The following is a 12805-nucleotide window of genomic DNA, read 5'->3' on the forward strand; positions in this document are numbered from 1 at the left end:
GGAGCATGTCCCACTGGCAACCGGACCGGTTGAGGTAGAAGATGGCGTTGAGGACCTCGCGCATGGGGACCTTGCGGGGCCGGCCGGTCGAGTTGATGGGGATGAGAGGCTCGAGGATAGCCCACTGTTCGTCGCTGAGATCGGAGGGATAGGACTTACGCATGGGAATAATCCTCGGACGGACGTCGATCGGCCTGACTCCTTCTACAGAAATAGGTTACGAACCTTTCGGATTACCGGATAGTCTCTAAAACGCCCGAAGCACATCCGAAGGGTTGAAAATCTCCGCCTCCCACTGGCGTCCCGAGCGACGGTCGCCGCCAGGGTCGCTGACGATTCAGCCGAGCTGCTCGGCAAGCCCGACGATGATACCCTCGGGACCGCGGATGTAGGCCAGCCGGTATGACTCGCCATACGTCATCTCGCCGATAATCTCAGCCCCGTGGGTTCGCATCCGGTCGACGAGGTCGTCGATGCCGTCGACGTTGAACATGACGCGACGATAGCCCATCGTGTTCACCGGCGCATCCACCGGGCCGAACCTGACCGCGTCCGGAGTATGGAATTTGTCGAGCTCGATGCCCTGACCATCGGGGGTCCGCAGCATCGCGATGGTGGATCGGACATCCCCCAGCCCGATCAGGCTCCCGACTGCAGGCCCACCGACCGTCGTCTGGCCCTCGAGCTCGAGGCCCAGTTCGATGAAAAACGCCTTGGCGGCTTCGAGATCGTCGACAACGATGAGGACGTTATCCATGCGTTTAACTGACATGACTTTCCTCCTCGATCAGTTCTTTTTGATGATCCGGTAATGCACAGCCGCCTCGGAAGCCTCGAAGCACGCGACTTCGTAGCCCTCCACCCCGCCCAGGAGCCGCTCGCCTTCCCCCACGAAGACCGGCGCCATGACCGGGTGCAGCTCGTCGAGGAGTCGGGCTTTCCAGAAGGCTCGGACCGTGGCGGTGCCGCTATTGATCGTCACGTCCTTGCCACCGGCCGCAGCCTGAGCTTGCTCCCGGACCTGATCCGGCGAGCCGTCCACGAAGTGGAAGGAGGTGCCGTTATCGAACTCCAGGGTGGCCCGGGGATGGTACGTCAGCACGAAGACCGGGTGCTTGAAGGGAGGGTTATCGCCCCACCAGCCCTTCCAGTCCTCGTTTTCCCGGCGGCCGCGAAGGGGGGTGAACATGTTGCGGCCCATGATGGAGGTGCCCACCCCGTCGAAGGACTTGGACGCGTAGCTGTCTTCCAGCCCCGTCGTTCCCCATCGCTACCGACCATGGACTTGAAGGTGCGGGTGGGGAAGAACCCGTTCATGATCTGGATGGCGTCCTTGCCGAACGGTTCGGACTGGCCTTGCCCGAGGCTGGCTCCGAAACCGTCCAGGGGACAGCCAAAGTTACGGACGACGACTTTGGGCATTCGAGAACCTCCATGCGAGTGTACGCGGGCACGATCTGGGGATTGGAACCAGTTATCGGCGGAATATTGACGTCTGTACAGCAAAAATTCCAGGTGAGCACTATCCAAACTGACAAAGCGAGCGGGAACGGTTGAAGTCTGATCCAGGCTGGGCTACCACTCGGACAGGACCTACAACGGTTCGATCTGGAAGACAGAAGTCCGGAACGCCATCATCGCCGAAGTCCGAGGGATGCCCCTCGGCCATACGATGACGATGGGCATGGCAATGTTCGGCTCGATGATCGGGATCACCTCAATCCCCTCCGTAGGGATCATGGCCTGACGCGGAACGATGGTGGAATACGGCCCCAGCCGGACAGACTCAAGGATCGTGTGAATGTCGTTGATCTCGATCATGATTCTTGGGCTGACCTCCCGTTCGTCGAGGACTTCATCGAGACGGAGGCGGCTCGAACAATCGATGTCGGGCAGGATCACGGGCTCGCCGTGGAGTTCGGCGAAGCGGATAGGGCCTCGACCGGCAAGCTTATGGCCCGAGGGGCAAACGACCACGAGTTCGTCATCGAGCCAGGGCTCCGTCTCGATCTCCTTCGAGTCCGACAACGCGTAGGAGATGCCAAGGTCGAAGCGGCCCGATGCGACGCCACTGCGTATGGCAGGTCCGCTCGTGTTGGAGACCAAGAGGCTGACGCCCGGATGTCGCCGGGCGAAGTGGGCGACGATCTCGGGTACAAGCCGCGTGCTGAAGGCGTTGGTGACGCCGACACGAAGGTGGCCGATGTCGGCGGCGAGCACCGCCCTTACCGCGTCGCGCCCAGCCTCGGCGTCGCGGACCGCGCGGGCCGCATGTTCCAGGAACGCCTTACCCGCCTCGGAAAGGCGAACTGCACGCCCAGTCCGATCAAATAGCGGCGTTCCGAGGTCGCGCTCCAACTCTTTGACCTGCGCCGAGAGAGTTGATTGCGAGATGCCCAGCGTCTGAGCCGCCTTGGTGAAATGCCTCGCCTCGGCGACGGCCAAGAAGTAGCGGATTTGGCGTAGCTCCAAGGGTCAAACTCCTCGATCGACTGGCGCGATCTGAAAATCGCTTTTGGCTATTGGACTCCGCCGAATGCCGCCTGCTAATAATAAGTCGGCGGCCGAGATCGGCTCAGAAATTACAGCTCCCAACGTGGACGGCTGGCCCTCATCAGTGGGGGCCGGTCCTGCCCGACTATCGAAAGGAAGCCCATGAGCGACAGCTATCCCGGGGATGGAGTGAACCTGCCTCCGTTCCCCAACCCCAGCCCGGACTGGTCGCAGGACGACCCGTCCCACCCGGGCTTCGTCGTCATCGGCCTCGACGACACACCCGGACCGAAGGCCTACTACATCCACATGGAGGCCAAGCCGGGCAAGGAGGAGCAGCTCATGTCCTTCCTACAGGACATCCACGACGGGATCGACAAGGAGCCGGGGACCGGGCCCTGGTTCGCCCTGCGCTACTCGAAGACGACGTTCGGCATCTTCGAAGCCTTCCCTGATGCCCCGGCCAGGCACGACCACGACAATGGCCCGGGCGGCCAGAATTTCTTCACCCGGCCCGAGCTCCTCCATGAATTGCTGGCCTACCCGGCGCAGCTTCACCGGCTCGACGTCCTTCACGGCAAGTTCGGCGTCATCCTGGGCCAGCCGGTCAAGCCTGCCTGACAAGGCTCAGGCCGAAGCTTCCATTCTCCCATCCTTTCCCGCTTATACTGGATTGAAAGCTCTGACCCGCAGGCGTAGCCCATGACGAAGGACCGAAACGATGAACGACCTTGCGCCGGGCATGGCGACGTCCTTGCCCGCCGAGACCTCGATCGCCCTGACGATTAACGGCGTTCGCCGGCAGATGCATGTCGCCCCCTGGACGACCCTGCTCGATGCCCTTCGTGAACATCTTGGACTTACGGGGACGAAGAAGGGCTGCGACCACGGCCAGTGCGGCGCCTGCACGGTGCTGGTCGACGGTCGCCGGATCAATTCCTGCCTGACCCTGGCCGTAATGCGGGATGGCTCGGAGGTCACGACGATCGAAGGGCTCGCTGAGGGAGATGCCCTTCATGCCCTGCAGGAGGCGTTCGTCGAGCACGACGCCTTCCAGTGCGGCTACTGCACGCCGGGCCAGATCTGTTCGGCGGCGGGCCTCATCCGGGAAGGGCGGGCGAAGACGTCCGACGAGATCCGCGAACTCATGAGCGGCAATATCTGCCGTTGCGGGGCCTACCCGAACATCGTCGCCGCAATCCAACAGGCGATGGCGGCGGAGGGAGTGGTATGAACCCCTTTACCTACAGCCGTGCCGACGACGTGGCGACCGCCGTCGGGGATATCGCCGCGGGCTCCGGAACCAAGTTCATCGCCGGCGGCACCAACCTGCTCGACCTCATGAAGGAGAACGTCGAGCGGCCGGCGAGGCTGATCGACATCAACCGCCTCGCCCTGAGGGAAATCCGGCGTGGCCCCGACTGCGGGCTCGAGATCGGGGCGCTCGTGACGAACACGGACGTCGCCTACAACGAAGAGGTGGAGCGATCCCATCCGCTGCTGTCCAGGGCCATCCTCGCGGGAGCGTCGGCCCAGCTGCGCAACATGGCGACGACGGGCGGCAACCTGATGCAGCGGACCCGTTGCCCGTACTTCTACGACTCCGCCACGCCGTGCAACAAGCGCGAGCCGGGGGGCGGCTGCTCGGCCGTCGAGGGGTACAACCGCTATCACGCGATCCTCGGGCACAGCGATTCCTGCATCGCCACGCATCCATCCGATATGTGCGTCGCCCTGGCGGCCCTGGAGGCCGTCGTGAGGGTGACGGGCCCCGGAGGCGAGCGATCCATCCCGATTGCCGAGTTCCACCGCCTGCCCGGCGACAGCCCCCACATCGACACAACGCTAGGTGTCGGCGAGCTCATCACCGGCGTGCTCCTGCCCGCCGAGGGCTTTCCGGAGCATTTTGCCTACTTGAAGATCCGCGACCGCGCCTCGTACGCCTTCGCCCTCGTCTCGGTCGCCGCCGCGCTCCGGATGGATGGCGGCAAGATTGCCGAGGCCCGCATCGCCCTGGGGGGGGTGGCCCACAAGCCCTGGCGCGATCCCGGCGCCGAGGCCGTTCTCCGGGGCTCGGAGCCGACGAGGGATAATTTCGCGAAGGCGGCGCAGGCCATCCTCCGCGACGCGAGCGGATTCGAGCACAACGCCTTCAAGATCGAGCTGGCGCGACGCACGGTCGTTCGCGCCCTTTCTGAGGCCGCCAAGGAACCCGCTCGATGAGCACCGCCCACATCGGGAAGCCGATCAGCCGCGTCGATGGCCGCGCCAAGGTGACGGGCGGGGCGAAATACGCCGCCGAGTACACGACCCCGGGCCTCGCTTACGGCTGGGTGGTCTCAAGCCCCATCGCCCGGGGAAAGATCACGTCCATCGACGCGAGCGAGGCGTTGAAACTGCCCGGGGTGATCCAGGTCATCTCACACGAGAACAGGCCGAGTCTTGCGTGGTTCGACTCGAGCTACCGCGACCAGATCGCGCCGCCCGGCTCCCCGTTCCGCCCTCTCTATGACGCGGAGGTCCATTTCAGCGCCCAGCCGGTGGCACTGGTCGTGGCAGACTCCCCGGAGTTGGCCCGATTCGCCTCGACGCTCGTGCGGATCGAATACGAGAGCCGCGCGCATGTTACGGCGCTGGAGTCGAATCTGGAGGCCGCGTACAAGCCGAAGGAGCGGGAGGGCATCAAGCCGCCGCCGAAGCCTCGCGGCCACGCCGACAGGGCATTTTCCAGGGCCCCGGTGCAGGTCGACGCCGAGTCTATGGTGCCCGTCGAGCATCACAACCCAATGGAGACCTTCGCTACGACAGTGGTGCGAGATGAGGACGGGACCTTCACCATTTACGACAAGACCCAGGGCGTGCAGAACGTACGCGACTACCTCTGCAATGCCCTGGGCTTCAAGCCCGACGAGATCCGCGTCGTCACCGCCTACGTGGGGGGTGCCTTCGGCGCCGGCCTTCGGCCCCAATACCAGGTCTTCCTGGCGGCGCTTGCCGCACGCATGTTGAAGCGGTCCGTCCGGGTGGTGCTGACTCGCCAGCAGATGTTCAGCTTCGGGCACCGTCCGACGACCCGGCAGCGCGTGGCCCTCGGGGCGTCCCCCGACGGGACGCTGCAGGCGGTCATCCACGAGGCGACGGCCGAGACCTCGCGGTACGAGGACTACAGCGAGGAAGTGGTCAACTGGTCGGGCCTCCTCTACCGGTGCGACAACGCCCGGTTCGAGCACAAGGTCGTCCAGCTCGACCTGCCCACCCCGTGCGACATGCGGGCCCCCGGGGCGGTATGGGGCGTCTTCGCCATCGAATCCGCGATGGACGAGCTCTCCGTCGGGCTCGGAATCGACCCCGTCGAGTTGCGGCTGAAGAACTACGCCGAGGAGGATCAGAACGACGGAAAGCCGTTCACGAGCAAGGAGCTCAAGGAGTGCTACCGCCAGGCGTCCGAGCGGTTCGGCTGGCGGAAACGCGACCCGGCCCCGCGCTCGATGCGCCGGGGCTCGACGTTGATCGGCTGGGGCATGGCGAGCGGGGCCTGGGAGGCGCTGCAGCAGAAGGCTTCGGCGTCGGCCAGGCTGACGGTCGACGGCGAGCTCACGGTCTCCAGCGCGACCGCGGACATCGGCACCGGCACGTATACCGTGATGTCCCAGATCGCCGGCGAGATGCTCGGGCTCCCCCTGCAGGATGTGACGTTCAAGCTCGGCGATTCGTCGCTGCCCCTGTCACCCGTCGTAGGTGGCTCATGGACGGTCGCGTCCGTCGGCTCCGCGATCAAGGCGGTGTGTAAAGCGGTCGGGAAGACCCTCCTCGGGCTCGCACGGAAGGTCGAGGGCTCGCCGCTCGCCGGGGCGTCGTTCGACCAGGTGGAGTTCGCGGACGGGCAGATCCGACTACGGGAAGACCCCTCGCGATCGGTCTCCGTTGCCGAGGTGATGCGGGCCGGCGGGGTCGATGTCATCGCGGAGGAGGCGTCCGTCAGCCCCGAGAGCGACGGCTACTCGCGTCACACCCACTCGGCGATCTTCGCCGAGGTGGAGGTCGACGAGGACTTCGGCACGGTGCGCGTCGCGCGGGTCGTGACGGCGATCGCCGGAGGCCGGGTCATCAACCCCAAGACGGCCCGGAGCCAGGTCATGGGCGGTATCGTCTGGGGTATTAGTTCGGCGTTGCACGAGGAGAGCGTCCTCGACCACCGGTTCGGCCGATTCATCACGCACAACCTCGCGGACTACCACGTCCCGGTCAACGCCGACGTCGTCGACATCGAGGTGATCTTCGTCGACGAGCGAGACGAATTGGTCAACCCCCTTGGCGCGAAGGGCCTGGGCGAAATCGGAGTCGTCGGCGTTGCGGCCGCGATCGCAAACGCCGTCTTCCACGCGACCGGCAAGCGGATCAGAGAGTTGCCGATTACCCTCGACAAGCTCTTGTGATGCGGGGCTCGCCGCTGGTGGCGGAAGGGCCAATGATCAAATCAGACATTGAATAAATCGAGGGTTGATGGACGACTCGGCCCTTCGCCGTTCACTGGCGAGACGCGTCGATCAACTCGAGGAGTCGTTCGAAGTCGACGGGCTTGGCGAGGTGGTGGTCGAAGCCGGAGGCGCGGGAGCGTTCGCGGTCGTGCTCCTGGCCGTAGCCGGAGATGGCGATGAAGATGCTCTCGCGGAACCCGTCGCGTGGGCGGAGCAGCGCGGTGACTTCGTAGCCGTTGAGGCCCGGCAGGCCGATGTCGAGGAGGAGGACCTCGGGGCGGAACGTCTCCGCCAGCTCGAGGGCGGCGTGGCCGTCGTGGGTGATCTCGAGCTGATGGCCCGCGAAGCGAAGGAGCTTCGCCAGGCCGATGGCGGAGTCCACGTTGTCGTCGACGACGAGGATCCGCTTCGACGTGACGGCCTCCAGGGTGTGCGAGGTCTTCACGGTCTCGACGGGCTTGTTCCCCTTCGCGCCGGGGACTCGGACGGTGAACTCGCTCCCACGGTTCAGGCCGTCGCTCGTCGCCGACACGCGGCCGCCGTGCATCTCGACGAGCTTCTTGACCACGGAGAGCCCGATCCCCAGGCCTCCTCGGGCGCGGTCGAGCGACCGGTCGACCTGTGAGAACATCTCGAAGACCTCGGCGAGCATCTCGGGGGCGAGGCCGATGCCGTTGTCCTTGACCGTGATGACGACCTCGTCCCCCTCGAGAAAGGCCGAGACGGCGATCTTCCCGCCGGGGTCGGTGTACTTCGCCGCGTTCATCAGGAGGTTCGCGACGACCTGCTCGAGCCTCGTGGGGTCGGCGATCACGCGCATCGGCCCCGTCGCGGTCGAGACGTTCAGCTCGTGGCCCTTCTCGTGGATGAGCGAGGAGACCGCCTCGGCGGCCCGCATGACGACCGGCCCGACGTGCAGCGGCTCCTTCTTGAGCTGGATCTTGCCCCGATTGATCCGGGAGATGTCGAGGAGGTCGTCGATCATCCGGGAGAGGTTCTGGACCTGCCGCGAGATCACGTCCCTGGACCACTCGACCGACTTGGCGTCGGCCTCGGGCCGGAGCGAGAGCTGGGAGGCGTGGCCGATGGCCGAGAGGGGGTTGCGCAGCTCGTGCGCGAGCATCGCGAGGAACTCGTCCTTGCGGCGGTCGTCCTCGCGGCGGGCCTCCTCGGCCCGGAGTTCGGCGGTCCGATCCCGGAAAATCTTGACGAACCCCCGGCCGTTCCCGTCGTCGTCCTTGAGCAAGCACATGAGGCCGTCGCCCCAGAACCGGCTCCCGTCCTTCCGCATGTGCCAGCGCCGGTTCGTGGCCCGACCTTCGGAGAGGGCCTTCCTCGTCTCCTTCGCCACCTCGCCGGCCTCGCGATCCTCGGGCGTGAAGATGATGTCCGCCGACTGCCCGAGAATCTCCTCCTCCGTCCAGCCCATCAACCGCTCGGCGCCGACGTTCCACGACGTAATCCGCCGGTCGGCATGGGCCGTGAAGATGGCGTAATCTTCGGCGCTCTCGACGATATAACGAAAGAGCTCCGCCCGATCGTGCTGCGAGTCGTCAGGGGTGTTTGGCTTGTCCATCATTCGTCGGGCGCGTGGTGAGAATCAGACCCATGAACGGCATCTGGCAAATAGAGCAATTCCGAGGCCGAATCTGCTGCGAAATCAGGTCTACCGCCGTAAGATGCAGGCCGCCGACGTCTTCCCTTGAGAGGCTGGCCGTGCCTAGAATCGCTCCTCGTCGGGGCAATTCATGGAAGCGACCCAGCACAAGGATGTCTTGAACACGGAAAACCGTTTCTTCACGGCGTATATCTGATTCGAGATCAGCGTCGCGGGATCAATTTCGTCATCCCGGAAAGACGTGGGCTAGATCGTCAATAGTCATTGGTTGTGAATGTGTGTGCGAATGAGCGAACGCACCCGGAGATTCGCCTGCCAACCCAGGGTCCACGGCGATGAGCACTCAGCCTGACCGACTCGCGAAGCGCCTGATTCGACGGCGAACGCCCTGGCTCGTGCTTGCCATCGTCGTCTCTTGCTTCTATCTGAACCGAGAGGTCAGGCGCCTGAGGGTCGAGGCCCGGGATTCCTCATGCAAGGGGCGGCTCGCGCAACTCTCCTTGGCGATTCGAAACTACCAGGACAGCACGGGTGAATATCCCCCGATTTGCGTGCGCGATAAGGACGGGACCCCTCTGTATAGCTGGCGCGTGCTCATGCTCCCCGCTCTCGGGCTCGACGGCATCTATGAGCGATTCGACCGCACGGCGGCGTGGAACAGCCCGAAGAACGCTGCGCTCGCAAAGGAGGTGTCCGAACGGGTTGCACCCCTCTTTCAATGCCCGAATGATCGGCCCGGGCACGGCGATTGGGCCTCCTTCCTCGCGCTCACGACCGAGGATGCCCACAACCCGGAACGTCTGACGGTGACGGACCACGGCCCGATGCCGACGAAGCCGGTCGTCGTGGACGTCCATGGGAGCGGGATCCATTGGATGGCGCCCGAGGACATGCCGGTGAAAGAGGCCCAAACCGGACTGGTCCGGCGTAATCAGGAATCGGGTGTCGTCAATTTCCTCACCGGCGATGGCCGTATCGGATCGTTGACCGACAATCAATTGAACTTCAGTGAGTCCGAAACCAATATGTTCGAGCGATTCGCCAAAGGCGTTCCAGCTTCGACTCATCCTCGAGAAGATTTGGAAAATTTGAAGAGATCAAATTCCATTAGAGTTGCAGATTCTCATAATGGGCTTCCGGGAGGAATCGGCCATGGGATGCCTACCTCATGGAGGGCTCGGCGTTGGGCCGGTCGAGGCCTTGGGCTTTTGCGTCTGGGGCCGGGGGAGCCGTGCCTCTCGGTAGTCGAGCATGTCGTTGCGGTGGTCGCCGTGGGAGTCGAAGTCGTGGTAGCGGCAGCGGTCGATCTTGAGGAAGTCATCGTCGGTCGCGGTGACGAGCAGGATCGCGGCTAAGAGGATCATGGCGCCTCGCCCGAGGCGGCGGCCGATGACGTCGGCCCCTTCGGCGACGAGGAGGAGGAGCGAAGGGACCAGGAAGAGGATGACCCGGCCGTGGAACGGGTAGCGGTGCAGGGACGAGGCGACCATCGCCAGGGCGATCGGTGCGGTCAGGACGACCACGACCTCCCAACGCTTCCGGTATGCGAGCCCGATGACCCCCAGGACGAAGAGGCCGAGCGACAGGAGGGCGGTGACGACCGGGTTGAACGGGGTGACGATCCCGGCGGGGCTGGTGAAGGTGTTGGCGAAGTGCCAGAAGACCGTCTCCACGTCGGCGAGCGAGCGAGGGGGCAGGGGGAGGAATGAGAATCCCCACCACTCCCACATGAACCGGCTCGAGCCGAGCATCCGGCTCGAGAGGACGAAGCAGAGGGCGAAGCTAACCCCCCAGATGGCCCCGAGCGCGGCGAGCCTCGCGACGCGCGGCCAGTCCCGGTCGCCCAGGGCCCGGACTGCGAGCCAGAGCCCGGCGCCGGCGAGCATGAAGGCCGACGGGTGGGAGGACCAGGTCGCCGCCACTCCCAAGATTGCCGCCTTCGCGAACCGTCGCCAGGTCAAGGCCTCGGCCTCGAGGTCCCAGGCCAGCAGGCAGCAGCCGAGTGCGATCAGGACGTCGGTCGAGTACTGCTTGAACTCGGTGGCGAAGTAGATGAGGTCGTCCGAGACCGCCGCCAGGGCCAGGACGAGCGGCACCGCCTTCGCCGAGATCGATCGCCGGGCGACCGTCCCGAGCACGAACAGGATCGCGATCCCCGCGGCCAAGGGGACGGCCCTCAGCACATACGACGACTCGCCGAAGAGCCGAGTCAGGATCCGCGCGAGGATGATGAACACCGGGGGGGCGAGCTGGTCGTGCTGCAACGGCCGGTCGAACTCGAAGATCGGCCGCCCGGAGACGTTGGACAGGAGCAACTCCTCGTCTTTCCAGAGTGACCGATGATTGGCATACTCCGCCACCCGGAAGATGATCCCCACCGCAATGGCCGCCCATCCCAGGGCCCGGGGCGAGTTGAAGAACGCCGAGAGCAACCCCCCGATCTCGGACAAGACCCGCTTCGCCCTCTCTTTCGGCCCCTCTACCTCCTGATCCCCGGCTATCATGGTCGACCCTCTACGTGATTCGCCCGATTCATATCCGGGGATAACCCTCTCGTATGACTGCTCGCCGGAACTCTGTTTAGACGAGTGCTACCGAGGCCAGACAGCGAAGGCTGTGATCGCCTCACTGTTTACACCCTGGGCCGTCGGTAATCCGCTCCGACTCGCACGGGAATGGAGCGGTCGATGACATGTCCTCATAAACCCTTGAGATTGCCGTTGAACTTTCCGCACGAGCAATGGTGTTTCCAGACGGTCTCGCTCAACGGGACGAAGTCGATCGGAGTACAGCAGGCGTCGCAAAGAACGGAACTTTCTCCGGACTTCGTGAACGCTTCGAATGCGGCTATCAGGAGCATCAAACCGGGTTTGTCGACCGGACGAGCTTTCCGTTTCGGTCTGCTCATCCCAGGCTCTCCGTCCATGCCCCTCCGTTCGTCACCCTCGACAATGGCTGCCCGGATTGATGAAATCTGTTTGGTCGAAAAAAATAAAGATAAGTATAGGGTTTGTGTAAAACCTGGGCGTCGTCCCGCCGAGTTGATGGGGGCAGGTTTCGGGGCTCGCATGGGGGGGAATGGTGAGGCTGGAGTTATTCACTTCCGACGCTCGATTTGAAGAGGGTTGTCGTGCTTACTTGAGCATCGTCTTCAGCTTCTTGAGCTTCGGGATGATGTAGAACTGGCTGTATTCGTCGTTGCGGTGGTTGCGGTAGTAATTTTGGTGGTAGCGTTCGGCGGGGTAGAAGGACTGCGCCGGGACGAGCTGGGTGACGATCGGGCTCGCGATGGCGCCGGTGTCGGTGAGCTTCTGGTACGACTTCTGGGCGGCACGTCGCTGGGCCTCGTTGTGGAAGAAGACGACCGAGCGATACTGGGGGCCGAAGTCGTCTCCCTGCCGGTTCAGGGTGGTCGGGTCGTGGGAGGCCCAGAAGATCTTCAGGAGGGTCTCGTAGGAGACGACGTCGGGGTCGAACTCGATCTGGACGGCCTCCGCGTGCCCGGTCTCGCCGGTGCAGACCATCTCGTAGGACGGGTGCGGGACGCTGCCTCCGGAGTAGCCCGAGACCACCGACTTGACGCCGGGGACCGCCTCGAAGACCGCTTCGGTCGACCAGAAGCAACCCTCCCCGAAGGTCGCCTTCTGCGGCTTGGACTTGGCCTTGGTCTTGGTCTTCGCCTTCTCGGACGTGTCCTTGTCCGTGTCCTTGTCCATGTCCTGATCTTTGGACTTGGCCTTGTCGTCGTCCGATCCGGCCGGCATCTCCGCGTCCGAGGGCTTGGCCGAGTTGGGCTTCGTTTCGGCGTCCGCGTCCGCAGCGGGCGCGGGTTCGGTGCCGGTCTCGGCCTTGGCTTTCGCCTTGGGCGGATCCGACGGCTTCGACTCATCTCCGCCCGACGACTGGCCCGCGACGCCAAGGGTCGCGGCGATCGCGAGGGTGGCTGCTAGGGAGAGAAAGGCCATCACAAGGCTCCTCGTACGGGGTGAGCGGCCGGCCCGGCCGCTCTTCTCCTAGTAAGCCTATCCCGTCGGTCCAGAGGTGTCCATCGTAACGCTTTGGCTTCACGATGGTTATACGCGACGCGTCGTAAGCATTCGGTAAACCCGTTCTCGGCTCTCGCTTTTCCGTTACCGGTCGGCTAGCTTCGGCCAACTATGGATGACGGTTTGGCCTCCGTGTTCTGTGTCACTCCCTTACGCGTTCCGGTCTCGGA

The 12805-nt window shown here is 64.3% G+C and carries 11 protein-coding genes and 1 pseudogene; 5 read left to right on the forward strand and 7 right to left on the reverse strand.

Annotated elements, in window-relative coordinates:
• The 4 genes from ACYOEI_RS40630 to ACYOEI_RS40645 all read right to left on the reverse strand — a co-directional run.
• On the reverse strand, positions 1-163 hold a 163-nt coding region (locus tag ACYOEI_RS40630), incomplete at its 3' end, for a transposase (protein ID WP_462856409.1).
• A 174-nt stretch (positions 164-337) separates the two neighbouring features.
• The gene (locus tag ACYOEI_RS40635) at positions 338-772 is read right to left on the reverse strand and encodes a VOC family protein (RefSeq protein WP_462856399.1); all 435 of its coding nucleotides are present in this window, start codon (positions 770-772) and stop codon (positions 338-340) included.
• A gap of 15 nt (positions 773-787) precedes the next feature.
• Positions 788-1201, reverse strand: coding sequence for a dihydrofolate reductase family protein (locus tag ACYOEI_RS40640; protein ID WP_462856400.1), 414 nt, complete (start codon positions 1199-1201; stop codon positions 788-790).
• Between the two features lie 392 nt (positions 1202-1593).
• Entirely contained in the window at positions 1594-2472 is an 879-nt protein-coding gene (locus ACYOEI_RS40645; RefSeq protein ID WP_462856401.1) for a LysR substrate-binding domain-containing protein, read from the reverse strand.
• A gap of 183 nt (positions 2473-2655) precedes the next feature.
• Between ACYOEI_RS40645 and ACYOEI_RS40650 the strand changes: the two genes are divergently transcribed.
• The 4 genes from ACYOEI_RS40650 to ACYOEI_RS40665 all read left to right on the forward strand — a co-directional run bounded on the left by ACYOEI_RS40650 (position 2656) and on the right by ACYOEI_RS40665 (position 6929).
• Positions 2656-3114: a putative quinol monooxygenase gene (locus ACYOEI_RS40650; RefSeq protein WP_462856402.1), complete on the forward strand. Its 459-nt coding sequence runs from the start codon at positions 2656-2658 to the stop codon at positions 3112-3114.
• Positions 3115-3214: 100 nt separating this feature from the next.
• Positions 3215-3727, forward strand: a complete 513-nt coding sequence (locus ACYOEI_RS40655; RefSeq protein ID WP_462856403.1) for a (2Fe-2S)-binding protein — start codon at positions 3215-3217, stop codon at positions 3725-3727.
• Complete coding sequence (locus tag ACYOEI_RS40660) at positions 3724-4716, forward strand: FAD binding domain-containing protein (protein ID WP_462856404.1); 993 nt, start codon at positions 3724-3726, stop codon at positions 4714-4716. The genes ACYOEI_RS40655 and ACYOEI_RS40660 overlap by 4 nt, the downstream gene beginning before the upstream one ends.
• Entirely contained in the window at positions 4713-6929 is a 2217-nt protein-coding gene (locus ACYOEI_RS40665) for a xanthine dehydrogenase family protein molybdopterin-binding subunit (RefSeq protein ID WP_462856405.1), read from the forward strand. The genes ACYOEI_RS40660 and ACYOEI_RS40665 overlap by 4 nt, the downstream gene beginning before the upstream one ends.
• A gap of 91 nt (positions 6930-7020) precedes the next feature.
• Here ACYOEI_RS40665 and ACYOEI_RS40670 read toward each other — a convergent pair whose 3' ends face one another.
• A complete protein-coding gene (locus ACYOEI_RS40670; protein ID WP_462856406.1) occupies positions 7021-8550 on the reverse strand; it encodes a hybrid sensor histidine kinase/response regulator in 1530 nt (509 codons plus the stop codon).
• A gap of 374 nt (positions 8551-8924) precedes the next feature.
• On the opposite strand from ACYOEI_RS40670, the pseudogene ACYOEI_RS40675 reads away from it, so the two are divergent.
• A pseudogene (locus ACYOEI_RS40675) lies at positions 8925-9362 on the forward strand (DUF1559 family PulG-like putative transporter); the annotation flags it as partial.
• 393 nt (positions 9363-9755) lie between these two features.
• Here the strand turns inward: ACYOEI_RS40675 and ACYOEI_RS40680 are convergent.
• A complete protein-coding gene (locus ACYOEI_RS40680; protein ID WP_462856407.1) occupies positions 9756-11039 on the reverse strand; it encodes a hypothetical protein in 1284 nt (427 codons plus the stop codon).
• A 684-nt stretch (positions 11040-11723) separates the two neighbouring features.
• Positions 11724-12554 (reverse strand): peptide-methionine (S)-S-oxide reductase MsrA, encoded by an 831-nt coding sequence (gene msrA, locus ACYOEI_RS40685; protein ID WP_462856408.1) that lies wholly within the window; start codon positions 12552-12554, stop codon positions 11724-11726.
• Positions 12555-12805 lie beyond the last annotated feature (251 nt).

Source organism: Singulisphaera rosea, assembly GCF_054877945.1.